Below are 25,546 nucleotides of genomic sequence, written 5' to 3' on the forward strand. Positions count from 1 at the left end.
GGACTTTACCGCAATCAACCCCGGTACTGATCCTTCAGGCGCACATAGTGATCAGCCGAGTAGTGCAGCGACTCGATCTCCTTGTCGCTGAGCGTGCGTGCCAGCCGTGCCGGGTTGCCCAGCCACAGTTCGCCTTCGCCGACCACCTTGCCCGGGCCGAGCACCGCGCCGGCGCCGAGGAAGCCGTGCGTGCTCACCGTCGCGCCATCCAGGATGCACGCGCCCATGCCGATCAGGCAGTAATCGCCGATCGTGCAGGCATGGATGATGGTGCCGTGGCCGACCGTGACACCCTCACCGATGATCGTCGGGTAGCCGCCCTTGTTGAACGGGCTGTGGTGGCTGACGTGGATGATGGTGCCGTCCTGGATGTTGCTGCGCGCGCCGATCCGCACGTGGTTCACATCGCCGCGGATCACCGTGCCCGGCCACACCGAGACGTCATCGCCCAGCACCACGTCACCGATGATCGTGCAGGCCGGATCGATGTAGACGCGTTCGCCGAGCACCGGCAGCGTGTTGAGGAAGGGGCGGATCGGGGACATGCGGACTCCAGACAATGACGCGCCCTGCTGGGCGCGTGGTCATGATACCGGGCGCCGTTTTTTCTTTCCGTTACGCGACGCGACTGCGGCGCGCGCGTTCCAGATGCACCAGCAGCAGCGAGATCGCCGCCGGGGTCATGCCCGGGATGCGCTGGGCCTGGCCGAGGGTCTGCGGCCGCACGCGCTCGAGCTTCTGCTGCACTTCCGCCGAGAGACCGCGCACGCCGGCATAATCGAAATCGGCGGCGATGGCGGTGTGCTCGTGACGCTGCTGGCGCTCGATCTCGTCGCGCTGGCGGTCCAGGTAGCCGGCGTACTTCACCCCGATTTCAACCTGCTCGGCGACCTTCGCATCGGCCACGGCCGGGCCGAGCGACGGCACCTGCATGAGCGTGGCGTAGTCCAGTTCCGGGCGCTTGATCAGATCCAGCACGTTGGTTTCGCGGCTGACCGCCACCCCCAGCGCAGCTTCCACCTCGCGGCCCAGCGCGTTGCCCGGCGTGGCCCACAGTGCACGCAGCCGTGCGGTTTCCTGCGTCACGGCGTCCTGCTTGGTCTGGAAGGCCGCCCAGCGGCGGTCGTCGACCAGGCCCAGCTCGCGGCCCAGGCCGGTCAGGCGCACATCGGCGTTGTCCTCGCGCAGCTGCAGCCGGTACTCGGCGCGGCTGGTGAACATGCGATACGGCTCGTTGGTGCCGTGGGTGATCAGATCGTCGACCAGCACGCCCAGGTACGCCTCGTCGCGGCGCGGGCACCAGCCGGCATCGTCACGGGTGTAGCGCGCGGCATTGAGCCCGGCCAGCAGGCCCTGCGCGGCGGCTTCTTCATAGCCGGTGGTGCCGTTGATCTGGCCCGCAAAGAACAGGCCGCTGACGGTCTTGGTCTCCAGCGTGTTCTTCAGCCCGCGCGGATCGAAGAAGTCGTATTCGATGGCGTAGCCGGGGCGGGTGATGTGCGCGTTCTCGAAGCCGCGCATGCTGCGCACCAGCTCCAACTGCACATCGAAGGGCAGCGAGGTGGAGATGCCGTTGGGATAGATCTCGACCACGTCCAGCCCTTCAGGCTCGACGAAGATCTGGTGGCTGGCCTTTTCGGCGAAGCGCACCACCTTGTCCTCGATGGAGGGGCAGTAACGCGGGCCGATGCCTTCGATCTGGCCGCTGTACAACGGCGAGCGGTGCAGCGCGTTGCGGATGATCTCGTGGGTGCGCTCGCTGGTGTGGGTGATCCAGCAGCTGACCTGCGCCGGGTGCTCGGCCACGCTGCCGAGGAAGGACATCACCGGGCGCGGATCGTCGCCGGGCTGTTCTTCCATGAGGCTGTAGTCCAGCGAGCGGCCATCGATACGCGGCGGGGTGCCGGTCTTGAGGCGGTCGATCACGAACGGACGCTCGCGCAGGCGCGCGGCCAGCGTGGTCGCCGGCGGGTCGCCCATGCGGCCGGCGGCGTACTGGGTCTCACCCACGTGGATCTTGCCGGCCAGGAAGGTGCCGGCGGTCAGCACCACGGCGGCCGCGCTGAAGCGCAGGCCGGTCTGGGTGATCGCACCGCGCACGGCATCGCCGTCGATGATCAGGTCATCCACCGCCGCCTGGAAGACGGTCAGGTTGGGCTGGGCTTCGACGATCTGGCGGATCGCCATCCGGTAGAGATTGCGGTCGGCCTGGCAGCGCGTGGCGCGCACGGCCGGGCCCTTGGAGGCATTGAGCGTGCGCCACTGGATGCCGGCGCGGTCGGCGGCATGCGCCATCGCGCCGCCCAGGGCATCGATCTCCTTGACCAGATGGCCCTTGCCGATCCCGCCGATGGCCGGGTTGCAGCTCATCGCGCCGATCGTTTCCACGTTGTGGGTCAGCAGCAGGGTGCGCGCACCGCTGCGTGCGGCCGCCAGCGCGGCCTCGGTGCCGGCGTGGCCGCCGCCGATGACGATGACGTCGTAGCGATAGAAGGTGTCAGTCATGGCGGGAAGCTCGGGAGCGGGCGCAGGCGGCCCGGATCAGGCCTGCAGGCAGGGCGCGGGTGGCGATTTTAGCGCCATTCGTCGGGGGGCATGACATCCACCCTCAAGTTGGCACGTTTTCTGCAGATAACCCAATAGCACCCAGGATGGCATGCGCCTTGTGCGTAACGGACCGGAATTGGAACAGGGGCCGGTCCAAGCGCATCGTGGGGAAGCAGAAGGGCCGGTAGTCGGGGGACTGCCGGCCCTGTTTTTTTGCCGTCCCGCGCTGATTTCATGGGCGCCAGATACAAAAGGCCCCGCCATTGGCGGGGCCTTCTGCGTTGTAGGTGCCGACATCCGACAGGGCCGGAACAGGGGGGATCCAGATGTTCCTGGCGGATATCGACATAGAACCGAATGTGACGCCACTTGTCGCTTTTGGCACTTTGTGACCGTGGTCGTCACCGCCCGGCTAGATTGAACCGCCGGGCGCGTGAAAATCAAGCCATATCAGGGCTCAACTGTGCGTTGGTTCGCATTGTTGAGATTCCGCCACGGGGAACCGTTCATCCTCGGGGACGCCGGGCGCGGTGCCTGGGCCGGCCGGGCCTGGGGCCGCGGCGACGGGCGCTGCTGTTGCTGCGGCTGCGGCCGGCGCGGACCACTCACCGAATCCATGTTCCGCCACGGCGAGCCACCGTTGTTGGGGCGCGGACGATCCGGCGGACGGGTCGGCTGACCGCCATGGCCGTTGCCGGGGCGCGGCGGCGGGCGGTGATTGTGCGGCGGGCGATAGTTCGGGTACGGACGGTAGACCGGGTAGCCGTAGCCACCGCCATACCCGCCATAGCCGTAATAGCCACCGCCGCCGTAATAGCCGCTGCCGTAACCATAGGGATACCCGGCCGGGTAGCGGTACTCGACCGAGGGTGCGCCGTGGTAGTAGCCGTTGCCACCGCCGCCACCGCCGACATAGTCGTACGTCGCGCAGCCGGACAGGGCCAACAACAGGCCACCGGCAAGAACAAGGCGCATTTTCATGATGGGGTCCCCCCAAAGGGCTGTAGGGCCAGCTTCGGCCCGTGGCATTGAATCGGCCCTTAACTTGGCCCGGTCCGAATGAATGGTTGCCATGCTGACATGTTCAGCAAGGCGGGTGTGGATGCGGGGCATACGTTAATCTTGCGTCATGAGCGATTCACCCTTGCCCTGTGTTGACGACGTGCTGGCGGCGGCGGCACGCATTGCCGCGCACGCCTGCGTGACCCCGGTCCTGCGCTCGCGCACGATCGATGCCATGACCGGCGCGACCGTCTTCTTCAAAGCCGAACACCTGCAGCGCAGCGGGGCCTTCAAGTTCCGCGGCGCCTGCAATGCGGTCTGGGCACTGGACGAGGAACAGGCCCGGCGCGGGGTGGTCACCCACTCGTCGGGCAACCATGGCGCCGCGTTGGCGCTGGCCGCGCGTACCCGCGGCATTGCCTGCCATGTGGTGGTGCCCGAGGGAGCCGTGGCCGCCAAGTTGGCCAACATCGGGCGGCATGGGGCCACGCTGTGGCGCTGCGATGCCTCGATCGCCGCGCGTGAAGCCATGTGCGCCCAGGTCCAGGCCGAAACCGGGGCCACCCTGGTGCACCCCTATACCGACCCCCGGGTCATTGCCGGCCAAGCCACGGCTGCGCTGGAACTGCTGCACGCCGCCGATGGGCTGGACGTGATGGTGGTACCGGTCGGCGGTGGTGGCCTGGCCGCCGGCACGCGGCTGGCGCTGCAGACTGCGACCCCCAGCGTGGACCTGATCCTGGCCGAGCCGCTGGGTGCTGCCGATACCGCGCGCTCGCTGGCCGCCGGCGAGCGGCGCATCGATTTCACCCCCGACACCCTCTGCGACGGCCTGCGCGGAACGCTGGGCGTGCCCAACTTCGCGCTATTGCACGGTGCATCGCAGGTGATCACCGTGGCCGACGCCGATACCGTCGCGGCGATGCGGGTGATCTGGCAGGTGCTCAAGCAGGTGGTGGAACCCTCGTCGGCGATCGCGTTGGCAGCGATCTTCGCCGAACCGGCACCCTTTGCCGGCAAACGAGTGGGCGTGGTGCTGTCTGGTGGCAACGTCGATCTTGATGCCCTCCCGTGGGGGGTGGCATGAGCCGACGCGCAGGGGTGGGGTTGTTCGGCTGGCTGTGGCGGTTGTGCGTGCTGCTGGCGGTCTGGCTGCTCGGGGTCACCGCGTGGATCGTCTGGATCGGCGAGCGCGACCAGGCGCAGAAGGCCGACGCGATCATCGTGCTCGGCGCGGCGGCGTATGACGCCAAGCCGTCGCCGGTGTTCGAAGAGCGCATCCGGCACGGGCTGGATCTGTACCAGCACGGCTATGCGCCGCTGCTGATCTTCACCGGTGGCTACGGTGGCACCGGCGCGCGCTTCTCCGAATCGCAGGTGGCACGTCGCTACGCGCTCAAGCAGGGCGTGCCCGATGACGCGATCCTGATCGAGACCGCCTCACGCACCACCCGCCAGAACCTGATCGAGGCGCGGCGCCTGATGGAGCAGCGCAAGCTGCACCGCGTGATCATCGTCAGCGACCCGCTGCACATGGCCCGCGCGCTGCGGCTGTGCCGCGAGCTGGGCATCGATGCGCTGGCCTCGTCCACGCCGAGCACGCGCTTCCGCAGCTTCCACACCAGCTGGCGGTTCCTGGCGCAGGAAATCTACTTCTTCCATCGCGATCTGTTCCCATCGTCGAGCTGACGCGTCGGCGGTCAGGTAGCGCGCGGTATTACGTCGTTTTGCGGCGGATCGGAATCGCCGACACCGGCACCGTGGCGACATCGTGCCCGCGCTCGCGGATCGGCGCGCCGCCTTCCGGCGCCCACGCGTGTGCGTAGATCACTTCCCAGCTGCTGGGCAGCTTACCGTCTTCGCGCCGCAGCGGCTCGTAGGCCGCACGCGCGGCATCGAAGCGCCCGCGCCCGGTCAGCGTGTGGCGGCGGTCCTGACGCGCGTTGGTGGCGCCGATCGCCTGCAGCTCGCGCATCAGTGCGGTCAGGTCGTCGTAGGTCAGGGTGAACAGGTCGCGGTCCAGGACCGGATCGCGGAAGCCGGACATCATCAGCGCATCGCCGAACTGTGCAATCGGGGCGAAGCGGCTCACATGCGGCACGTCGTCGGCCGCGGCGAATGCATCGCGCAGTTCGATCAGCGTCTCCGGCCCGAACGTGGAGACCAGCAGCAGGCCGCCGGGCTTGAGCGCGCGGCGGAACCCGGCGAACACCGCCGGCAGATCCTCCACCCACTGCAGGCACAGGTTGCTGAAGATCACATCCACGCTCTGGTCCAGCACCGGCAACGCCTGCGCATCGCCGCACACGCGCGAGAACGGCTTCCACCAGCCGGCCTGCTTCTTCGCCTCACGCAGCATCGGCTGGGCCAGATCCAGCGCGATCACCTGTGCCTTCGGCCAGCGCTTCTTCATGAGCGCGCTGGCGTGGCCGGTGCCGCTGCCGACATCGAGCACCACTTGCGGCTGGCGGTTTTCCAGGTAGTCCAGCGATTCGAGCAGGCGCTTTTCCACCTCGCGCTGCAGTGCCGCGGCGGCGTCGTAACTGCTGGCGGCACGCGAGAAGGCGCGGCGGACGTGATGGGGATCGAAACTGGACGTCATGGGGTACTCACGGCTCAAAACGGTGGTGCGGGTGGACTCAGAAGGTGCCCGGGTAGGCGCCGCCATCGATCAGCAGGTTCTGCCCGGTGATGTAGCCGGCCTGCGCGCTGCACAGGAAGGCGCAGGCGGCACCGAACTCATCGGCGGTGCCAAAGCGGCCGGCGGGAATATGCGTGCGTTTGCGCTCGGCGAGCTGGCCGGCATCGATGCCCTGCTGCTGCGCCAGATACGCGAAGTTGCCGCGCAGGCGATCGGTATCGAACTGGCCCGGCAGCAGATTGTTGAGGGTGACATTGTGGGCGACGGTCTTGCGTGCCAGCCCGGCCACGAACCCGGTCAGCCCGGAGCGTGCGCCGTTGGACAGCCCGAGGATGTCGATGGGGGCCTTCACCGAGGAGGAGGTGATGTTGACCACGCGGCCGAAGCCACGCTCGATCATGCCATCCACCGTGGTGCGGATCAGCTCGATCGGGGCCAGCATGTTGGCGTCCAGCGCGGCGATCCAGTCCTCGCGGGTGAACTGGCGGAAATCGCCCGCCGGCGGGCCGCCCGCGTTGTTGACCAGGATGTCGACCTGCGGGCAGGCAGCCAGCGCGGCGGTACGGCCTTCCGGCGTGGTGATGTCGGCGACCACGCCGATCACCCGGCGTGCGCCCGGCAGGCCCTGCAGTTCGAGCACGGCGCGTTCCAGGGCCGCTTGACCGCGCGCGGCGATCACCACGTTGACGCCCTCGCGGGCGAGTGCGCGTGCACAGCCCAGCCCGAGGCCTTTGCTGGCGGCGCAGACCAGGGCCCAGCGGCCGGCGATTCCAAGATCCATGGGGTCAGTCCTGTGGGGAAAGGCAGGCGTACATGATCGGCGATGCGCGGCCGGAACAGGTCAAGGCAGCGCGGCAACAAAGTGTTGCAGCTGCGCGGCCACCTCGTCGGTATGGCCGAGGAAGGGGGCATGCCCGCCCTGGGCGATCACATGCGCCTGCGCGCCCGGCGCCAGCGCGGCGGCAGCCTGCATGGCCCGCGCCGACACCAGCCGGTCGCGCTGGCCGGCCAGCCACAGGCTGGGCTTGCCCAGCTGGGCCAGGGCGCCGCGCAGATCGGTGTTCTCCAGCAGGCGCAGGCCTTCCTGCAACGCACGAGGGGCGGGCTCGCCGCGCGCGACCAGCATCTCGCGCAGCGTGCGCAGTTCCTGGCGGGCGTGTTCGGAGCCCATCGCATCCAGCGCGAGGAAGCGTTCCAGCGTGCCGCGGTAGTCCTGTGCGAGGTCGTGGCCAAACTGCTCGAACACGGCCGGTTCCACCGCATGCGGCCAGTCCTCGCCGCGCACGAAACGCGGCGTGGCAGCGATCATCGCCAGTGCACGCACCTGGGGCAGGGTTGCGGCAGCATGCAGCGCGAACAGACCCCCGAGCGACCAGCCGCACCAGACCGCCGGCGGCGTGGCCGCGGCAATGGCGTTGACCACGTACGGCAGGCGCAGCGGCGTGGTGTCATCGCGGCTGGCGCCGTGGCCGGGCAGGTCCACCAGGTGCAGCTGCAAGTGCGCCGACAGGCGGTCCACCAACGGTGCGAACACGCCGCCGTGCAGGGCCCAGCCGTGGATGAGAACCAGCGCCGGGCCCTGGCCGATGACCTCGATATGCATGCTCAACGCTGCGGTGTCACGCGGTCAGCGCGCTCAGTGCCTGCTGCTGCACCACGGTATCGCGGGCATGCGCGATCGCATCGACCAGGGCGCGGACCTGTGCGGGTGCATGCAGGGCGGACAGGGTCACCCGCAGGCGTGCCTTGCCCTCGGGGACGGTCGGCGGCCGGATCGCGCTGACCAGGAAACCGGCGGCTTCCAGCGCGGCCGACATGCCCATCACCGTCGATTCGGCGCCGCACAGCAGCGGCTGGATCGGGGTATCGGACGGCATCAATTCCAGGCCGTGCTGGCGCGCACCGGTGCGGAAAATGCCGATCAGTTCGGTGAGCTTTTCGCGGCGCCAGTCGTCGCGGCGGGCCAGCTTCACCGCGGCCAGGGCGGCGGCCGCCTGCGCCGGCGGCACGGCGGTGGTGTAGATGTAGGGGCGCGCGGTTTCGGCCAGGTGCTGGATCATCGCCTCGTCACCGAGCACGACCGCGCCGCTGCCGCCGAGCGCCTTGCCGAGCGTGGCCAGCTGCAGCGGCACATCATTGACGCCCAGGCCCGCATCGGCCACGCAGCCGCGGCCGTGTTCACCGACCACGCCGATACCGTGCGCGTCATCGACGTACAGCAGCGCTTCCTGCATGCGTGCCACCAGCGACAACGACCGCAGCGGGGCGATGTCGCCGTCCATGCTGAAGACGCCGTCGGTGGCCAGCATCGCCGCGCCGTTGGGCGCGTGTTTGAGCTGGCGCAGCGCGCCTTCGGTATCCAGGTGCGGATAACGACGCAGGCGGCAACCGGCCAGGCGCGTGGCATCGAGCAGGCTGGCGTGGTTGAGCCGATCCTGCACGCAGACATCGTCTTCTTCGCTGAGCAGCGCCTGCTGCACGGCAAGGTTGGCGGCGAAGCCACTGCCGAACAGCAGCGCCCGCGGATAGCCGAGCCAGTCGGCCATTTCCTGTTCGAGCGCTTCGTGCAGCGCGTGGTGGCCGCAGATCAGGTGCGAGGCGGTCGCGCCGGCACCTTCGCGTGCAGCGGCATCCTGCAGTGCGCTGACTACCCCGAACTGCTGCGACAGACCCAGATAGTCATTGCTGCAGAAGTTGGTCAGCCATTGGCCGTCCACTTCCAGCTGCACACCATCGCGCCGGTTCACCATGCGGCGCACGCGAAGGCGCCCCTGCGCGTCGCGGAGCTTGCGCTGGGCCTGGATGCGGTCGTGCAGGTCAGGACGGGCCATGGTCATCAGGGGGTCCGGGTGGGCCGTTAGCGTACCCGGTTGCCGGGCCCGCTGCTCGGGGCTCAGGCCGCCCGCCCGCAGCCGCCGCCGGTGGTGATGTCGGCGTGGACCGTGCCCGGGTGGTCGTGCCCGGCGGCGTCCACCGTAACCGGCATCGGGCGCAGGCCCAGCCGTTCGAACAGGGCCAGATCGCGTTCGGTGTCCGGGTTGCCGGTGGTCAGCAGCTTTTCGCCGTAGAAGATGGAATTGGCCCCGGCCAGGAAGCACAGCGCCTGCAGCTCATCGCTCATCGCCTCGCGCCCGGCCGAGAGCCGCACCATCGAGCGTGGCATCACGATGCGGGCCACCGCGATCATCCGCACGAACTCGAAGGGATCCAGCTCGGCGGTGCCGTGCAATGGTGTGCCGGCGACCTGCACCAGCCGGTTGATCGGCACCGAGTCGGGGTGGGCAGGCAGGGTGGCCAGCGCAAGCAGCAGCCCAGCCCGGTGTTCGCGCGTCTCACCCATGCCGACGATGCCACCGCAGCAGGTCTTCAGCCCGGCATCGCGCACGTGCGCCAGCGTGTCCAGGCGGTCCTGGTACTGGCGCGTGTGGATGATCGAATCGTAGTAGTCCGGCGCGGTATCCAGGTTGTGGTTGTAGTAGTCCAGCCCGGCCTCGCGCAGGGCGGTGGCCTGCGCGCCGCTGAGCATGCCCAGCGTGGCGCAGGTCTCCAGGCCGAGTGCCTTCACCTCGCGGATCATCGCCGCCACCTTGGGGATGTCGCGGTCTTTGGGCGAGCGCCAGGCCGCGCCCATGCAGAACCGGGAGGCGCCCGCGGCCTTCGCCTGGCGGGCCTTGGCGACCACGTCGTCGGTGGCCATCAGCTTCTGTGCGTCCACCCCGGTGCTGTAGCGCTGCGCCTGCGGGCAGTACGCGCAGTCTTCCGGGCAGCCGCCGGTCTTGACCGACAGCAGGGTCGAGACCTGGACGTCCGCCGGGTCGAACTGCTCGCGGTGCACGCTGGCCGCGCGGTGCAGCAGGTCCGGGAACGGCAGCGCGAACAGGGCCAGCAGTTCCTCGCGGTGCCAGTCGTGTCGGATGACAGAAGCCATGGGAGTGTCCTGACGGATAGTGGAACGAAAGGGCGGCAGTCTGGTGAGGCGGCCCCCTTCTGTCAACCATATGATCTTTTCAAAAGTTTACGGAATACTCGGTGGGCTTGGCTGGCAGATCCTGCCGCTGCGCTGCCTGGTCTGCGAATGCCCGGGCGAAGACGGGATGGACCTGTGCCGCGCGTGCCATCGCGACCTGCCCTGGAATGACCACGCCTGCGGGCGATGCGCGCTGCCACTGGCGGCGACCGATCCCGGCGATGACGAGGGCGATCACTGCGAGCGCTGCGTGGACGAGTACCCCCGCCAGGCGGCGGCCAGTGCTGCGTTCCTCTACGCGCCGCCGATCGACCGGCTGCTGATCCGGTTCAAATTCCACCAGGACCTGGCCGCCGGCCGGCTGCTTTCACAACTGATGCTGCAGCGCGTGCCGCCGTTTCTGGCCGGGCCGCTGCAGCCGATGCCACTGCACCGCCGCCGGTTGCGTCTGCGCGGCTACAACCAGGCGCTGGAGCTGAGCAAGCCGCTGGCGCGCGGGCTGTGCTGCCCGCTCTGGAACGGGCTGCAACGGACCCGCGAGACCGCGGCGCAATCGAACCTGGACGCGGATGCCCGGCGCTGCAACCTGCGCGATGCGTTCGCGGTACGCGGCCATCCACCGGCCGGGCTGACCATCGTCGACGATGTGATGACCACCGGGGCCACCACCGATGCCGCGCTGCGCGCGCTGCAGTACGCCGGTGCCGGCCCGATGCAGGTCTGGGTTTGTGCGCGGGTGCCGTAAGCGCAGCCGATTGGCGTAGTTGCCGCCACGCTGAGTGCGCGCAGCAGCGATACTGACGTCATCTACTCATGGAGAAACACGCATGCGCAGCAGTCTGTTGATCATGACGATGGCACTGGGGGCCGGCCTCAGCGGCTGCACCCTGCCACCTCCTGCACCGGCGGCGATCGAGACGCCGGCGGGCGTCGCACCGCTGGCGCAGGCACGCATCCAGATGCGTGAGGTGGCCGAGGATGCCAAGCGCCCCGGCGCCACGACGCTCAAGGACCGCGATGGCCACGCGCTGTCCCTGATCGAGCCCGCTTTCATCACGACGGCCGACATCGCCTCGGTGGCCGTGGGGACCGACGGCCACACCGGCCACGGGACCCTGATCCTGCGCTTCACGGATGCAGCCGCACCGCGCATCCTCGCGGCCACGGAAGCGCGCGTCGCCAAGCGTGTGGCATTTACCGTCGGCGATCAGGTCCTCAATGTCGCCGTCATCGCCGGCCCCTTCGCGCAGTCCATGCAGGTGAGCGGGCTGGACAGCACGGAAGAAGCGCACCGGCTGTATACGGAGATCACGGGCAAGGCACCCTGAGCCCTGCGCCTTGCTGCGGACCGTTCAGCGGAAATTCGCTTCGATCTGCTCCAGCGATTTGCCCTTGGTCTCCGGCAGCCAGAACGCGGCGATCAGGAAGTACAGCAACGTACAGCCGGCCCAGAAGAAGAACATGCTGGCATAGCCGTGATGGCCGACCGTGGGCAGGAAGATCGCCGCGATCACGGTGGAGACGAACTGGTTGATCAGCAGCGCGATGCTCATGCCGTTGGAGCGGATGCGGGTCGGCATCAGCTCGGACAGCGCCAGCCACACGCACACGCCCGGGCCCACCGCGAAGAACGCGACGAACAGCAGGATGCAGCCGGCGACCAGCCAGCCGTGGGTGGGCGAGGGCACCGGGCCGATCACCGCACGTTCGAAAACCAGCGGCGCGTTCGCGGCCTGCGCCTGGTCCGGGAACGGGTTGAGATGCAGCGTGCGGAAGAAGCGGCCGATCACGCTGTCGGCCGACACCGCGTCTTCGCGACGGATCTGCAGCGTGGCGTCAATCGGGTTGTCGCTGCGCAGTGAGCGCACGTTGCTGAAGCCGCCGTAGGCGTAGGACACGGTCAGCTGCTGCGGCGCGGTGCCGGCGTTGCCATCCAGCCGCTGCCATTGCGCGGCATCCAGCGGCAGCGACAGGGTGGTGCCGCTCACCTGCTGCTGCAGCGCGGCCTGCACATCCAGCCGCCCGCGTTCGCTCTGCACGAACAACAGTGCAGCGGCCAGCAGCGACAGCGTGATGCCACCACTGCCCAACATGAGCAGGAACTTGCGCCCCTTGCGGTCCACCAGCACCAGCGCGACGACGGTCATCACCGCGTTGAGCAGCTTGATCGCCACGTCGGCGCCATTGGCCACCGAGCCGGGCAGGCCGGCCTGGTTGAGGATGTTGACCGCGTAGGCCAGCACCGAGTTGATGCCGGTGGCCTGGGTGAAGGCCAGCACCAGGCAGGCCAGCACGAAGGGCCACACATAGCGGCGGCTGAGCAGCGGGTCGCGCTTGCCGTTGCGGCCGATCTGCATTTCTTCGGGGGCCTGCATGCGCTGCAGCGTCGGCTCGACCTCGCCCGCGGCAACCGTACGCTGCAGGGCACGGCGCGCCTTGTCGATGCGGCCACGGTGCACCAGCCAGCGCGGGGATTCACTGATCAGCAGCACGCCCCCGGTGAACACCAGGCCGGGCAGCAGGCAGCTCCAGAAAATGGTGCGCCAGGCATGATCCTTGACGTCGAACAGCAGGCGCTGCTGGTCCGCGCCGGGCAGATGGCGCACCGCGGCGGTCGCGGCATCCACGGCATGCGCGTGGTACAGCCCGATCACCGCGGCCAGCACCAGGCCGATGGTCAGCAGCAGCTGGAACATCGCCGCGCCACGCCCGCGTCGTTCCGGGCTGAGCACTTCGGCCAGATACAGCGGTACCACCACACCGATCAGCCCGCCACTGATGCCCTGCAGCAGGCGCCCCATCAACAGCGCGGCATAGCCATCGGACAGGGCCATCACCGGAATGCTGGCGGTGAACAGCACGCCGGCCAGCAGCATCGCGCCACGGCGGCCGATCAGGTCAGCGACCATCCCGGCGAACAGCGAAGACAGCACACTGCCGAGCAGCACCGCGGCCACCACGAAGCCCAGCTGCTGGCTGGTCAGGTGCCAGCTCGCGGTGGCGGTGGCCTCCAGATAGGGCAGGGCACCGGCGATGATGCCGATGTCGATGCCGTAGAGCAGCCCCCCCATGCCGCCGATGAACAACAGATAGCGTACCGGCCAGCGCGGCGCGGAGGCGCCGGCGTGCACGGGCAAGGCTGCGGAAACGTCGTTCATCGTGCCGGTCCTGTCTGCAAGTGCGTGCGCCATGGCGGCGCGGGAGTCCACGCTCAGTCGAGCGCGATGTCATCGCCTTCCACCACCACGCCGCGCACGCGCAGGTCGTGGTCGAGCACCACCAGGTCCGCCCAGGCACCGGTCGCGATGCGCCCGCGGTCGTCGATGCCGAGGTAGTCGGCCGGGTAGCGCGACAGCCGGTGGGAGGCATCGGCGATGTCCAGGCCGAGCGAAACCAGGTTGCGCAGCGCCTGGTCCATGGTCAGCGCACTGCCGGCCAGCGAGCCGGTCGACAGCCGCACGCAGCCCAGGCACTTGTGCACGCGCTGTACGCCAAGCGCATATTCGCCATCGGGCATGCCAGTGGCCGCGGTCGCATCGGTGACGCAGTACAAACGCGGGATCGCGCGCAGCGCTGTGCGGATCGCGCCGGGATGCACGTGCTGCAGATCGGGAATGAGTTCGGCGTACTGCGCATGCGCCAGCGCAGCGGTCGCGATGCCCGGGTGATAGTGATCCACCCCGGTCATGCCGTTGAACAGATGGGTGAAGCCGACCGCTCCGGCGTTCAATGCAGCCACGCCATCCTCATAGCTGCCGGCACTGTGGCCAAGCTGCACGCGGATGCCGAGCGCGCTCAGCGCGGGAATCAGCGCCAGGTGCTGGCCGATCTCCGGCGCAAGGGTAAGCACCTTGATCGGTGCGATCGCATGCAGGCGCTGCACGTCGGCCAGCGTGGCCTCGACCACCAGCGGTGGCTGCGCGCCCAGGCGCTGCGCACTGATGAAGGGGCCCTCCAGGTGTACGCCGAGTACGCGGGCCATGCCGGGTGCGCGCGTGGCGATCGCGGTGGACAGGCCTTCAAGCGCGCGGGTGATGTCGTCCTCCTGCGCGGTCATGGTGGTGCCCAGCAGCGCGGTGGTGCCGTGCCGGGCATGCGCGCGGGCCACCGTCTGCGCGGTCGTGCCGCCCTGCATGATGTCCACCCCGGCGCCGCCATGCACATGCAGGTCGATGAAGCCGGGCAGGATCAGCGGCACCTCATCGTCGCCGCGCGTATCGGCATGCGCGGTGTCGATGGCGGTGATGCGCTGGTCGAAATGGAGATCGCCGCGGACCCAACCGGTGTCGGTGAGCAGGCGGCCGTGCAGGGAGCGGGACTCGGTCAAGGTGGGGACTCGGCGATGATCACTTCGACGCCCAGCCGCTGCAGCCCTTCCAGGTACTCGGGCTCGATGCTGCCGTCGGTGATGATGGTATGGACCTGGTCCAGCCGTGCGATGCGGTGCAGGCTGACCCGGCCGAACTTGGAGGCGTCGGTCAGCACCACGATGCGGCGCGCGCGCTCGACCATGCGGTGATTGAGGCTCGCTTCGGCCTCATGGTGGGTGGTCAGGCCGAACTGCAGGTCCAGGCCATCCACGCCCAGGAACAGGGTGTCGAAGCTGTAGGTGTTGAGGCTCGCCTCGGCCTGGCTGCCATGCAGTGAAAGCGACTGCTTGCGCAGCAGCCCGCCGGTGAGCAGCAGCTCCACGCCCGGCGCATTGGCCAGCTCCCAGGCGATGTTGAGCCCGTTGGTCATGACCGTGACGTCGCGATGCCCGCGCAGGTGGCGCGCCAGGGTCATCGTGGTCGAGCCGGAGTCGATGATGATGTTGTCGCCGGCTTTGACCAGCTTGGCCGCCTCGATACCGATGCGGTCCTTCATGGGCAGGTTCAGCGCGTCCTTTTCATGGATGTCCTGTTCCTGCGGCGGCGTGCGTACCAGCGTCGCGCCCCCGTGGGTGCGCGTGGCCAGCCCCTGCGACTCGATGTGGGTCAGGTCGGCGCGGATGGTGACCGCCGAGACCGCAAAGCGCGCCACCAGCTCGCTGACCTGCACGTTGCCGTGCTCGACCAGGGTCTGGAGGATCTGTTGGCGGCGCTGCCGGGTGTTTCGCATGGGGGCGATTCCGTTCGAAAGGGAAAGCCGAAGCTTACCGTTCCGAAAGCTCCTTGGCCTGCCGGGTTTCGTTATGCGTGCCCGACACAGTGCGATTGCAGGCCCGGGCGTACTCGGCCAGGCGCAGCGCCACCTTGTGTTGGATCAGCGCCAGCGGCGCCGGCTGAAGCTCACCGGCCTCGATGGCCTTGAGCTGCTCGGGCATGAACTGGCTGAGCAGCATCTGCGGCGGCGCGTGCGCGGTGAGATTGGCGACCAGCGTGTCCAGCGCTGCCTGCACCGCCGGCTCACCCCAGTAATAGCGGCTGCGATCGCTGAGCGAGTACGCGCGCAGCAGGCGCAGTTCGTGCTCGTCACCCTGGTAGTAGCTGCGCCAGCTGTCCGGTGCGTCGACCATGCAGCGGTCCAGCACCTCGATCAGATGCGAGCATTGCGCGGCGGGCAGCAGTTCGCGCTCGATCATCGCCAGCGCGAACACCGCCTCGCGGAAGGCATAGGTCGCCGCCGGGCCGACTTTCAGGATCGCGAAGTGATCGCGGACCAGCGCGTGCAGGCCAGCTTCGGTCTGGTAATCGGTGGAGTGTGCTTCGAACACGATGCCCGGCTGCTGCTCGACGAAGGCCGACAGCTCCGCGGCGGCGGCCGGGTCGTAGTAGTGCACGCTGCTGTGGTCGAAATCCACGCCGGGCTGTACCACCATCGCGATCACGCGCTCCCAGGCCGGCAGCAGGTCCGGGGCGGAGAACGCCTCACGGTGAATTGCCAGGGTGGTCGCTGCGGCCGCCGGCGTGGTCACCTGCAGGCCGCCGGCCAGCGAGGCCTCACCGCCGGGAATCGGTACCTCGGTGCCGATCACATAGACCGGCGGCGGCAGCCCGTGCTCGGCGGCGGTGCGTTCGGCAATCCGCGCCAGCTCGGCCGAGCGTGCGGCGACGATGGCGTCCGGCAACGGGGTCGGGTCATCGGCGCAGGACATGCTGCAGTCCAGGTGGATCTTGTGGAAACCGGCGGCGACGTAGGCGGCGATCAGTTCGCGCGCGTTTGCCATTGCAGCGTCTGCCGGGCCCTTCTGCCAGGCGTTGGGACCGAGGTGGTCGCCACCGAGCACCAGCCGCTCGGCCGGGAAGCCGGCATCGCGTGCCAGCTGCAGCACGTAGTCGCGGTACTGCGGCGGGGTCATGCCGGTATAGCCGCCGAACTGATCGACCTGGTTGGAGGTCGCCTCGATCAGCAGCAGGGTGTCGTAGCGCTGCGCGACCTGCATCGCCGCCAGCAACACCTGCGCGTTGCTGCAGCAGACGCTGTACAGCCCGACGGGGTGGCCCTGGCGATGGGCGGCGATCAACGATTGGACGGCGGACATGGCAACTCCAGTAACAGCGGTGTTCAGGGGGAAGGGTGGTGCTGGCGCGCGAGCAGTGCCGCGCCCCGCGCACCGCCGGCATCGCCGAAGGTGGGCGGCAGGATCGGCGGCACGCGTACGCCGTCGAACAGGTAGGGCGCGATCGCGGCCGGCAGATCGCGGTACAGCTGTTCCAGCTTGGAGAGCCCACCGCCGAGCACGATCACGTGTGGGTCCAGCGCGAGGATCAGGCTGGCGAAGCTGTAGCCGAGCAGGTCGCGGTGGATGGCCAGCGCCTGCTGCGCGATCGCATCGCCGGCCTGGGCGCGTGCGACCACCTCGGCGGCATCCAGCGCGTCGCCGCCACGGCGTTCATGGATCATCGCCAAGCCGCTGCCGGACACGTAACGCTCCAGGCAGCCGCGCAGGCCGCAGCCACAGTCCAGCACCGGCAGGTCGTGGCGCTGCTGCAGCGTGGCGGGCAGGCTCCAGTGGCCCCACTCGCCGGCGATGCCGTTGTGACCGGCGATCAGCCGGCCGCCGACGCAGAAGCCACCGCCCGCACCGGTGCCGAGGATCGCCCCGAACATGCTGGGGTAGCCGGCGGCGGCGCCGTCATGGGCTTCGGACAAGGCGAAACACTGCAGGTCATTGCCCAGCTCCAACGGGCGCTGCAGGCGTGCCTGCAGGTCCGCACCGACGGTCTGACCGGTCAGGCTGGGCACGTTGGCACTGAGCTGGCGGCCGCTGACGCGATCACGCACGCCGGGCAGGCCGATGCCGACCCCCAGGCCGCGCTGGCCGAGTGCGGCATCGGCCGCGTCGACCAGATCGACGATCGCCTGCAGGAACGCGGCGTAGTCGCGGGTCGGCGTCGCCACGCGTTGGCGGTGGTGCACCCCCAGCGCGGCGTCGCACGCGACCAGTTCGATCTTGGTGCCGCCGATGTCGATGCCGTACCAGGTCTGCATGCGTGCTCAGCCGTGGGGGTGGATGGTCACGCCCTGCACCACACGGTTGACCGTGCCGTCGGGGAAGGGATTGTCCGGGGTCATGCCGAGCGCGGCCGAACGCTGCAGCGCATAGCACTGCGGCACCAGCAGCCACAGCGGGGCCAGCCACGGATCGGGCAGTGCGGGTGCGGCGAGGACGAAGTCGCCCTCGGCGCGGTCCACGTCGTCCGGCCCGATTGACAGCACCCGCCCGGCGATGCCGTCGCGGCGCAGTTCGTTCAACAGGTCCTGCTCGTAGCGTCGTGCCAGCGGCTGCGCGCTGCGCAGCATCACCACCAGGGTTTCGCCGTTGAGGGTGGACTTGGGCCCATGGCGGAACCCCAGCGGGGTATTGGCCAGCGCCAGCACGCGGCCGGCGGTGAGTTCGAGCACCTTCAGCGCGGCCTCGCGGGCGACCGCTTCGAGTGGACCGCTGCCGAGATAGATGACACGCGAATACGGCGCCTGGGCGAGGGTGGCCACCGCGCCATCCCAGGCATCCAGCGCACGCTCGCCATGGCCGGCCAACGTGCGAAGACGCTCCAGGCGCGTTGCCCACGGGGCGCTGTCGAACGCACTCAGCGCGGCCAACAGCATGCAGCTCAGGCTGCTGGTCATGGCGAAGGCGCGATCACAGCTGGCCGGCGGCATCAGCAGCGACAACGTATCGCTGCGGCCGTGGCCACGCGTGGCGAGTTCGCCCTCGGCATTGCAGGTGATATCGACGAAGCGCGCGTGCTCCACCTGGTCGCGGACCAGATCCACCGCGGCCACGCTCTCAGGGCTGGAGCCGCTGCGTCCGAACGACACCAGCAGGGTCGGGCGGTCGCGGCGCAGGTACAGCGCCGGATGGGTCAGCAGGCTGGTGGTATGCACGGCGCGGACCTCGGCAGGCCACTGCGCATTGATCTGGTCGGCCACCATCTCGGCAATGAAGCCCGAGCTGCCGGCGCCGGTGAAGATCACCAACTGGTTGGGATCGCGCAGGGTCTGCCCGAGGAAGCCATCGACGCGCGCCTGCGCGGCCTCCAGCAGGCTGGCCAGCGCAGCCCACAAGCGGGGCTGCTGGGCGATTTCTTCGGCGGTATAGGCGCCACCGAGGCGCTGCCACGCGGGCAAATCAGGGAGCAGAGAAGCGTCCATTCGCAATTCCTGTTGGGCGACCGCACCTTCTTCGTTTTCTTTCGAAATGTCAAATATCGAAAGATAAAGAAAAGGTCGATCGGTCACAGTTTCTGACTTCCGCTCGTGGGGTGGCCGTCGAGGATGGCGCGGAATGCCGCGCTGCACCAAGGTTTCAACGGGCACAAAATGCGTATTCAGTTGGCGTTTGGAAAGTGACGCACCGCCACATCTTTCGTTTGTGCCAAAATATCCTTCCTTTTTCTTTGCAATTTGTTGACATCTTTCGAGACCCTGCCCTAGAGTCGGCCGCACTGGTTTCAGTTTCCCGCTGACCGCGGGCTTGGGGGCAAGGTGGACTTCCGGTTTCGACGCACTGGTCTGACGATCGCACTGCTCACCGCAGTGGCTCTGGCTGCCACTGCCAACGCCGCGCCGGTGGGCAACCTGCGTGCGATCAGCGCCACCCCCGCCAACGACGGCACCGCCGGCTGGACACTCAGCACGGATACCGGCGCCACGCTGCGCGTGGAGTTGCTGCGCGATGACGTGCTGCGTGTGCGCGCCGGCCGCAACGGCACGCTGACCGATGCCGGCGACAAGGCTGCCCCGATCGTGCTGCCGCAGCCGGCCGCGAAGGTCGCCTTCGAGGTGGAAGAAGGTGCCAACGAGGTGCGCATCCGCACCGATGCGCTGGTGCTGCACATCCAGCGCCAGCCACTGCGCCTGTCGCTGGTGCGCCGCGAGGGCGACCGCGATGTCGCGCTGTGGCGTGAACTGCAGCCGCTGGACCTGGACAAGGACCAGAGCGTGCAGGTGCTCTCCAGCGAAGGCGATGAGCACTTCTACGGCGGCGGCCAGCAGAACGGTCGCTTCGAGTTCAAGGGCCGCGAACTGGAGGTCTCGTATTCCGGTGGCTGGGAAGAAGGCGATCGCCCCAACCCGGCGCCGATGCTGCTGAGCTCGCGCGGCTGGGGCATGCTGCGCAACACGTGGAGCGACGGCACCTATGATCTGCGCCAGGCCGACCAGGCCACGCTGCTGCACCGCGAAGACCGCTTCGATGCGTACTACTTCGTCGGGCCCAGCCTGCATACGCTGCTGGACCGCTACACCACCCTGACTGGTCGCGCCGGTCTGCTGCCGCGCTGGGCGTTCTCCTATGGCGACGCCGACTGCTACAACGATGGCGACAACATCAAGAAGCCCGGCAGCGTGCCCGAAGGCTGGAGCGACGGCCCGACCGGCACCACGCCGGATGTCGTCGACAGCGTGGCCCGGCAGTACCGCGACCACGACATGCCCGGCGGCTGGATCCTGCCCAACGATGGCTACGGCTGCGGCTACAAGAAGCTGCCCGAGACCGTGCAGGGGCTGGCGAAGTACGGCTTCAAGACCGGCCTGTGGACCGAGAACGGCGTCGACAAGATCGCCTGGGAAGTCGGTACTGCCGGCAGCCGCGTGCAGAAGCTGGACGTGGCCTGGACCGGCAAGGGCTATCAGTTCGCGATGGATGCCAACCAGTCCGCGTTCAACGGCATCCTGAACAATTCCGACTCGCGCCCGTTCCTGTGGACGGTGATGGGCTGGGGCGGCATCCAGCGCTACGCGGTGGCCTGGACCGGCGACCAGAGCAGCAGCTGGGATTACATCCGCTGGCACATCCCGACCCTGATCGGCTCGGGCCTGTCCGGCATGGCCTACGCCAGTGGCGATGTGGACGCGATCTTCGGCGGCAGCGCCGAGACCTTCACCCGTGACCTGCAGTGGAAGAGCTTCACCCCTGTGCTGATGGGCATGTCCGGCTGGTCCGGCAACGCGCGCAAGCACCCGTGGTGGTTCGATGAGCCGTACCGCAGCGTCAACCGCGATTACCTCAAGCTGAAAATGCGCATGACCCCGTACATGTACGGGCTGGCGCATGACGCGGCGACCACCGGTGCCCCGCTGCTGCGCGCGCTGATGTGGGATCACCCGCAGGACCCGCAGGCCTATACCGAGGCGCACAAGTACCAGTTCCTGCTCGGCCGCGAGCTGCTGATCGCGCCGGTGTACCGCAGCCAGGCCGCCAGCCGTGGCTGGCGCCGCGACATCCACCTGCCGCAGGGCCGCTGGATCGACTACTGGGATGGCCGCCAGCTGCTCGCCGGTGCCGAAGGTCGCTCGCTGGACCGCCCGGTCGACCTGGCCACAATCCCGGTGTTCGTGCGCGCCGGGGCGATCATCCCGATGTATCCGGCGATGCTCTACGACGGTGAGAAGCCGCTGGATGAAGTGACCTTCGATCTGTACCCGCAGGGTACCTCGCAGTACACGCTGTACGAAGATGATGGCGCCACCCGCCGCTATGAGAAAGGTGAATCGAGCACGCAGGCGATCACGGTGCAGGCCCCGGCGCAGGGCACTGGCCAGGTGCAGGTGCGCATCGATCCGGTGCAGGGCCAGTACGCCGGCCAGCTGCCGCAGCGCCGTTATGCGCTGCGCGTGCTCAGCCGCCAGCGCCCGGAGGCGGTGACGCTGGACGGCCGCGCGCTGCCGATGCTGGCCGATGCGGCGGCGTGGCAGGCCGCAGGCGAGGGCTGGTACTTCGATGCGGCCGAGCGCCGCGGCACCCTGCACGTACGCACTTCGCCGACCGACATCCGCCAGCCGCTCGCGCTGAAACTTGAACTGCCGGTTGCCGCTGCACCGGCCGACGATGCATTCCCGGCCGCGCCCGAGCTGGGCCGCGCGCTGCCCTCCGACAGCCTGCTGGTGGTCAACCGCCCGGCCGAGGAGCAGGGCTACGAGATGGAAAAGGCCTTCGACGATGATCCGGCCACGTGGTTCCGCACCGTGCGCAACCAGGCGGTCAAGACCGGTGCGCACGAGTGGGTGCTCGGCTTCGGCGAACGCAAGCTGATCGACGGCATCGAACTGGCGCCGCGCAACGACCAGCACTGGAAGAGCGGGCAGATCCGCGATTACGAAATCTACATGGCCGACAGCAACGGCGAATGGGGTGAGCCGATCAAGCGCGGCCGCCTGACCCTGCAGCAAGGCGCGCAGCAGATCGATTTCCCCGCCCATGCCGGCCGCCTGCTGCGCTTCCGCGTGCTCAGCACGCAGAACCCGGAAGGCGACGGTGCCAGCGGTGCCGACCCGATGGTCACCGCAGCGCAGGGCAGCGTGGCGCGTGCAGTGGATGCGCTGCAGCCGCGCGATGTCGGCCCGATCGTGCTGTCCACCTTCCACGTGCTGGAGCATCCGCAGCCGGAGGGTCCCGCGCAGCAGCTGTATCTCTCCGCGCTGCCCATGCCCGCCCCGTTGAAGGCCAGCGTGGCTGCCGACCGCGCCCTCGGTGGGCAGGCGGAGATGCGCATGAACGGGCTGCATTTCCGCCGCGGCCTGGGCGTCAACGCCAGCAGCCGGATCGATCTGAAACTGACGGGCAGCTGGCGCCTGCTGCGTGCCGACCTGGGGATCGATGATCAGTGCCGCACCGCCGGCGGCATGCAGTTCCAGGTGTGGGGTGACGGTCGGCTGCTGTACGACAGCGGGCTGGTCACCGCACCCGGCGTGGTCAAACCGGAGCTGGACGTGCGCGGCCTGCAGCGGCTGAGCCTGCGCACGCTCGGGGCGCAGGGCGATCACCCCGCGCAGGTCTGTGGCAACTGGGCCAATGCCGCCCTGATCGGACAGGAGGGCGATACCGCCAGCATCGTGTCGCCCTAACCGAACCGCCTTTCGAAACACCGCTCTCTCCCGTTTCCCGTCTGCGGCCGTCTGGCCGCGGCACGGGGGACGTTTGCCCGAAAACACCCATCCACCGCCAGCCCCACGCTGCGGATCGAACAAGGAGCCAAAGATGTTGACCGAACGCCATCGCCATCGCCGCATCACCGCCACCCCCTTGTCCATCGCACTCGGCCTGGCCGTCGCGGTGGTCGGCGGTGCCAGCGCCCAGGACGCATCACCCGATACGAAAGCCACCGAGCTGTCGCGCATCGAGGTGACCGGCTCCAACATCCGCCGCAGTGATGTGGAAACCGCCTCGCCGGTGCAGGTGATCAGCAAGCAGGACATCGAGAACATGGGCGCGCGCACGCTGCTGCAGGTGCTCGACAACCTGCCCGCCGCGCGGCCGGGCCAGCAGGACTCGCGCTCGCTGTTCACCGGTTCGGATGGCGCCTCGCAGGCCAACCTGCGTGGCCTCGGCGCACAGGGCACGCTGGTGCTGCTCAATGGCCGCCGCCTGTCCTACTACGGCGCACCGGCCGGCTTCCAGACCCAGTTCGTCAACATCGATGCGATCCCCGCCGCGGCGATCGAACGCATGGAAGTGCTGACCGACGGCGCCTCGGCGGTCTATGGCACCGACGCGGTGGCCGGCGTGATCAACGTGATCACCAAACGCTCCTACCAGGGCGCGGAGATCAACCTCACCACGGATAAATCCTCGCGGATCAGCTCCTACGGCGAACACCAGGGCAGCATCACCGCCGGCTTCGGTGACCTGGATGAAGACCGCTACAACGTCTACGCCTCGGTCAATCTGTACCGGCGCGATGCGATCCCGCTGAGCGACTTCTACGACAAGCGGCCTGACCAGTACTACGTCAACAACCCCAACTACCTGCCCAACCTGCGCCTGGGGACCGGCAGCAAGCCGGGCGAGTTCAATCCGGGCAGCTATTTCGCGTTCGATCCGGTCACCGGCCGCCGCGTGCAGGAAGCGGCGCCAGGCTGCAACAACGTACTCACCAGCGAAGCGGCCGGCCCGCGCTGTATCTGGGAGACGTGGATGAACAACGAGATCGACGCCGGCGCCAAGTCCGAGCGGAACACTGCGTATGTAAACGCCCACTTCCTGATCGGCGACAGCACCGAAGCCTTCGCCGAAGCGACCTACACCGACATCGACCTGACCGCCAACGGCGGTACGCCGCGTGCCTACGGCACCACCACCGGCAACCCGACCAGCTGGTTCTCGCGCAACACCGGCACCACGGTCAACCAGTTCCTGTATCCCTACCTGGGCCCGAACAACGAATACAACAACGCCTCGCCCGAACTGAAGGCACTGATGGGCGGCGTGGTCGGCCTGCAGTACCTGCTGCAGGACGTGGGCGCTAACCACTTCGGCCAGCGCAACACCGATCAGAGCTACCGCGTGGTGGCCGGAATGCGCGGTGACATCGGCGACTGGAACTGGGAAACCGCGTTTGCCACCGCCGGCAGCCACTCGGTCACCTACCAGACCACCAACGTCAACCTGGCCGGCTTCGAGAAGGCCTTCGGCCCGTATTCCGTCGATCCGGGCACTGGCCGCGTGATCATTTCCGATCACCCGGCGTACAAGTTCGGTGAGATCAGCGAGGCCAACGCCGCGCTGATCCGCGAAGCGTTCCCGACCTTCGACATCCAGTCCTGGACGCGCCTGCATACCCTGGACGGCAAGATCGAAGGTCCGCTGTTCCAGATGCCGGCCGACGAAGTGCGTGCGGCTTTCGGCTTCAACGCCAGCCGCGAGACCTTCTACACCCCCGGCAACCCGGACGCGGCCAACGGCCTGATCACCCAGCAGGGTGGCTCGTGGTTCGATGGCAAGCGCAACACCTATGCGCTGTTCGCCGAGACGGTGGCGCCGCTCACCGAGAAGCTGGAACTGGACGCCGCACTGCGCGTGGACAAGTACCCGGACTTCAGCGCCAACCTGGCCCCGAAGATCGGCCTGAAGTACCAGATGTTCGATCAGCTGATGCTGCGCGGCACCTATTCCACCGGCTTCCGCGCCCCGAGCTTGGCCGAGTCCGGCAATGGTGGCGTGTTCGCCCAGCTGGGCGGTTACCGCGACGAGGTGCGATGCAACGAGACCAACGCCATCGCCAACCTCCTGTTGCAGTCGCAGCGTGGCGGTGACGTCGACCTCGGCAAGACCCTGCTCAACACCGACTGCAGCCGCACCGTGGCGCGCATGACCCAGCCCAACCCGGACCTGAAGCCGGAGAAGGCCAAGATCACCACGCTCGGTTTCGTCTACGAGCCGACCCAATGGTTGTCGGTGTCGGCCGATTACTGGTTCATTTACCGCAGCAATGAAATCGTCGCCCCGGATTTCACCCGCGACGAAGACATCATTTCCTCCACGCGTTCGCCGATCACCGAAAGCGACCGCGCCAACCTGGCCGCCCTGGCGGCGATGTGCGCCGACCCGGCCAGCGGCGTGGCCTGTCCCGGCACGCTGCCCGGCTACAGCGTGGGCAACGTGGCCAGCGTGGTGGGCCAGTACAAGAACCGTGGCAAGACCTTGATCGACGGCTTCGACATCGATGCGCGCAGCCGCTTCTCGCTGGGCGAGTGGGGCAACCTCAATATCGGTGTGGCCGCCACCATCGCCAACCGCAACCGCTCCTACCTGGATGATGAAAGCGGCTGGTACTACGGCGACCTGGTCGGCTATTACAACAACCCGCGGCTGCGCGCCACGTTGAACGCGGACTGGAGCTACAAGCAGGTCACCACCAGTGTCTTCGTCAACTACGTGGGTGGCACCAAGTGGGCGCTGCAGCAGATCGACGAGGAGGACAACAACCCGCAGACCTGCACCGCCGGCTACCTGCCGGTGGAGCAGAGCAAGTGCGATGGCGCCCCGTCGTGGTGGACCGCCAACCTGAGCGTGGCCTGGCGCCCGGATGCGCATTGGAACGTCGGCTTCACCATCAAGAACCTGTTCGACCGCCTGCCGTTCTATGACCCGAACAGCTTCCTCGGCGATTCCAGCGATTACGCCACCATCTTCGGTCGCGGCTACAGTCTCACCGTCGGCTATAAGTTCTGATGCTTCCCCCGCG

At 68.2% G+C, this 25,546-nt stretch carries 20 protein-coding genes; 6 read left to right on the plus strand and 14 right to left on the minus strand.

What is annotated here, in order from left to right; translation table 11 throughout:
• Nucleotides 1-14 precede the first annotated feature (14 nt).
• From ACWV8V_RS12605 to ACWV8V_RS12615, 3 genes are all read right to left on the minus strand, one after another.
• On the minus strand, nt 15-545 hold the full coding sequence (locus ACWV8V_RS12605; protein WP_455899864.1) for a gamma carbonic anhydrase family protein: 531 nt from the start codon (nt 543-545) through the stop codon (nt 15-17).
• 70 nt (nt 546-615) lie between these two features.
• Nucleotides 616-2,505: a tRNA uridine-5-carboxymethylaminomethyl(34) synthesis enzyme MnmG gene (gene mnmG, locus ACWV8V_RS12610; RefSeq protein WP_455899865.1), complete on the minus strand. Its 1,890-nt coding sequence runs from the start codon at nt 2,503-2,505 to the stop codon at nt 616-618.
• A gap of 492 nt (nt 2,506-2,997) precedes the next feature.
• The gene (locus tag ACWV8V_RS12615; protein ID WP_455899866.1) at nt 2,998-3,528 is read right to left on the minus strand and encodes a hypothetical protein; all 531 of its coding nucleotides are present in this window, start codon (nt 3,526-3,528) and stop codon (nt 2,998-3,000) included.
• A 148-nt stretch (nt 3,529-3,676) separates the two neighbouring features.
• Here ACWV8V_RS12615 and ACWV8V_RS12620 point away from each other — a divergent pair, with 148 nt between their 5' ends.
• Complete coding sequence (locus ACWV8V_RS12620) at nt 3,677-4,636, plus strand: pyridoxal-phosphate dependent enzyme (protein WP_455899867.1); 960 nt, start codon at nt 3,677-3,679, stop codon at nt 4,634-4,636.
• Nucleotides 4,621-5,238, plus strand: a complete 618-nt coding sequence (locus ACWV8V_RS12625) for a YdcF family protein (protein ID WP_259262025.1) — start codon at nt 4,621-4,623, stop codon at nt 5,236-5,238. The genes ACWV8V_RS12620 and ACWV8V_RS12625 overlap by 16 nt, the downstream gene beginning before the upstream one ends.
• Nucleotides 5,239-5,266: 28 nt before the next feature.
• Here ACWV8V_RS12625 and bioC read toward each other — a convergent pair whose 3' ends face one another.
• The 5 genes from bioC to bioB form a co-directional block, all read right to left on the minus strand.
• On the minus strand, nt 5,267-6,151 hold the full coding sequence (gene bioC, locus ACWV8V_RS12630; RefSeq protein ID WP_259262026.1) for a malonyl-ACP O-methyltransferase BioC: 885 nt from the start codon (nt 6,149-6,151) through the stop codon (nt 5,267-5,269).
• Between the two features lie 37 nt (nt 6,152-6,188).
• Nucleotides 6,189-6,971, minus strand: a complete 783-nt coding sequence (locus ACWV8V_RS12635; protein WP_346467641.1) for an SDR family oxidoreductase — start codon at nt 6,969-6,971, stop codon at nt 6,189-6,191.
• Nucleotides 6,972-7,031: 60 nt separating this feature from the next.
• Nucleotides 7,032-7,793, minus strand: a complete 762-nt coding sequence (gene bioH / locus ACWV8V_RS12640; RefSeq protein WP_455899868.1) for a pimeloyl-ACP methyl ester esterase BioH — start codon at nt 7,791-7,793, stop codon at nt 7,032-7,034.
• A gap of 16 nt (nt 7,794-7,809) precedes the next feature.
• On the minus strand, nt 7,810-9,021 hold the full coding sequence (gene bioF / locus ACWV8V_RS12645) for an 8-amino-7-oxononanoate synthase (RefSeq protein ID WP_259262077.1): 1,212 nt from the start codon (nt 9,019-9,021) through the stop codon (nt 7,810-7,812).
• Nucleotides 9,022-9,083: 62 nt separating this feature from the next.
• Nucleotides 9,084-10,118 carry a biotin synthase BioB gene (bioB, locus tag ACWV8V_RS12650; protein ID WP_455899869.1) on the minus strand — a complete coding sequence of 345 codons (1,035 nt, stop codon included), beginning with the start codon at nt 10,116-10,118 and terminating at the stop codon, nt 9,084-9,086.
• 70 nt (nt 10,119-10,188) lie between these two features.
• Between bioB and ACWV8V_RS12655 the strand changes: the two genes are divergently transcribed.
• A complete protein-coding gene (locus tag ACWV8V_RS12655) occupies nt 10,189-10,902 on the plus strand; it encodes a ComF family protein (protein ID WP_346467644.1) in 714 nt (237 codons plus the stop codon).
• 82 nt (nt 10,903-10,984) lie between these two features.
• Nucleotides 10,985-11,485 carry a SecDF P1 head subdomain-containing protein gene (locus tag ACWV8V_RS12660; protein WP_455899870.1) on the plus strand — a complete coding sequence of 167 codons (501 nt, stop codon included), beginning with the start codon at nt 10,985-10,987 and terminating at the stop codon, nt 11,483-11,485.
• 24 nt (nt 11,486-11,509) lie between these two features.
• Here ACWV8V_RS12660 and ACWV8V_RS12665 read toward each other — a convergent pair whose 3' ends face one another.
• The 6 genes from ACWV8V_RS12665 to ACWV8V_RS12690 are packed head-to-tail and all read right to left on the minus strand — an operon-like array spanning nt 11,510 to nt 18,734.
• The gene (locus ACWV8V_RS12665; protein WP_455899871.1) at nt 11,510-13,315 is read right to left on the minus strand and encodes an MFS transporter; all 1,806 of its coding nucleotides are present in this window, start codon (nt 13,313-13,315) and stop codon (nt 11,510-11,512) included.
• Nucleotides 13,316-13,368: 53 nt separating this feature from the next.
• Nucleotides 13,369-14,484: an N-acetylglucosamine-6-phosphate deacetylase gene (gene nagA, locus ACWV8V_RS12670; protein WP_455899872.1), complete on the minus strand. Its 1,116-nt coding sequence runs from the start codon at nt 14,482-14,484 to the stop codon at nt 13,369-13,371.
• Nucleotides 14,481-15,257: a DeoR family transcriptional regulator gene (locus ACWV8V_RS12675; RefSeq protein WP_123729905.1), complete on the minus strand. Its 777-nt coding sequence runs from the start codon at nt 15,255-15,257 to the stop codon at nt 14,481-14,483. The genes nagA and ACWV8V_RS12675 overlap by 4 nt, the downstream gene beginning before the upstream one ends.
• A gap of 34 nt (nt 15,258-15,291) precedes the next feature.
• Nucleotides 15,292-16,620 (minus strand): D-tagatose-bisphosphate aldolase, class II, non-catalytic subunit, encoded by a 1,329-nt coding sequence (locus tag ACWV8V_RS12680; protein ID WP_259262034.1) that lies wholly within the window; start codon nt 16,618-16,620, stop codon nt 15,292-15,294.
• A gap of 23 nt (nt 16,621-16,643) precedes the next feature.
• Nucleotides 16,644-17,570 (minus strand): ROK family protein, encoded by a 927-nt coding sequence (locus tag ACWV8V_RS12685; protein WP_455899873.1) that lies wholly within the window; start codon nt 17,568-17,570, stop codon nt 16,644-16,646.
• A gap of 6 nt (nt 17,571-17,576) precedes the next feature.
• Nucleotides 17,577-18,734 (minus strand): SIS domain-containing protein, encoded by a 1,158-nt coding sequence (locus ACWV8V_RS12690; protein WP_455899874.1) that lies wholly within the window; start codon nt 18,732-18,734, stop codon nt 17,577-17,579.
• A gap of 333 nt (nt 18,735-19,067) precedes the next feature.
• Between ACWV8V_RS12690 and ACWV8V_RS12695 the strand changes: the two genes are divergently transcribed.
• On the plus strand, nt 19,068-22,427 hold the full coding sequence (locus ACWV8V_RS12695; protein WP_455899875.1) for a TIM-barrel domain-containing protein: 3,360 nt from the start codon (nt 19,068-19,070) through the stop codon (nt 22,425-22,427).
• A gap of 133 nt (nt 22,428-22,560) precedes the next feature.
• Nucleotides 22,561-25,533: a TonB-dependent receptor plug domain-containing protein gene (locus ACWV8V_RS12700; protein WP_455899876.1), complete on the plus strand. Its 2,973-nt coding sequence runs from the start codon at nt 22,561-22,563 to the stop codon at nt 25,531-25,533.
• Nucleotides 25,534-25,546 lie beyond the last annotated feature (13 nt).

The organism is Stenotrophomonas sp. Ker107b, assembly GCF_053847245.1.

Coding starts and splice junctions, on each gene's coding strand:
- ACWV8V_RS12615 (WP_455899866.1), bottom strand. CDS start 3,528: ATGAAAATGCGCCTTGTTCTTGCCGGTGGCCTGTTGTTGGCCCTGTCC.
- ACWV8V_RS12605 (WP_455899864.1), bottom strand. CDS start 545: ATGTCCCCGATCCGCCCCTTCCTCAACACGCTGCCGGTGCTCGGCGAA.
- ACWV8V_RS12690 (WP_455899874.1), bottom strand. CDS start 18,734: ATGGACGCTTCTCTGCTCCCTGATTTGCCCGCGTGGCAGCGCCTCGGT.
- ACWV8V_RS12700 (WP_455899876.1), top strand. CDS start 22,561: ATGTTGACCGAACGCCATCGCCATCGCCGCATCACCGCCACCCCCTTG.
- ACWV8V_RS12680 (WP_259262034.1), bottom strand. CDS start 16,620: ATGTCCGCCGTCCAATCGTTGATCGCCGCCCATCGCCAGGGCCACCCC.
- ACWV8V_RS12635 (WP_346467641.1), bottom strand. CDS start 6,971: ATGGATCTTGGAATCGCCGGCCGCTGGGCCCTGGTCTGCGCCGCCAGC.
- bioC (WP_259262026.1), bottom strand. CDS start 6,151: ATGACGTCCAGTTTCGATCCCCATCACGTCCGCCGCGCCTTCTCGCGT.
- ACWV8V_RS12665 (WP_455899871.1), bottom strand. CDS start 13,315: ATGAACGACGTTTCCGCAGCCTTGCCCGTGCACGCCGGCGCCTCCGCG.
- bioB (WP_455899869.1), bottom strand. CDS start 10,118: ATGGCTTCTGTCATCCGACACGACTGGCACCGCGAGGAACTGCTGGCC.
- mnmG (WP_455899865.1), bottom strand. CDS start 2,505: ATGACTGACACCTTCTATCGCTACGACGTCATCGTCATCGGCGGCGGC.
- bioH (WP_455899868.1), bottom strand. CDS start 7,793: ATGCATATCGAGGTCATCGGCCAGGGCCCGGCGCTGGTTCTCATCCAC.
- ACWV8V_RS12660 (WP_455899870.1), top strand. CDS start 10,985: ATGCGCAGCAGTCTGTTGATCATGACGATGGCACTGGGGGCCGGCCTC.
- bioF (WP_259262077.1), bottom strand. CDS start 9,021: ATGGCCCGTCCTGACCTGCACGACCGCATCCAGGCCCAGCGCAAGCTC.
- ACWV8V_RS12675 (WP_123729905.1), bottom strand. CDS start 15,257: ATGCGAAACACCCGGCAGCGCCGCCAACAGATCCTCCAGACCCTGGTC.
- ACWV8V_RS12685 (WP_455899873.1), bottom strand. CDS start 17,570: ATGCAGACCTGGTACGGCATCGACATCGGCGGCACCAAGATCGAACTG.
- ACWV8V_RS12620 (WP_455899867.1), top strand. CDS start 3,677: ATGAGCGATTCACCCTTGCCCTGTGTTGACGACGTGCTGGCGGCGGCG.
- ACWV8V_RS12655 (WP_346467644.1), top strand. CDS start 10,189: ATGATCTTTTCAAAAGTTTACGGAATACTCGGTGGGCTTGGCTGGCAG.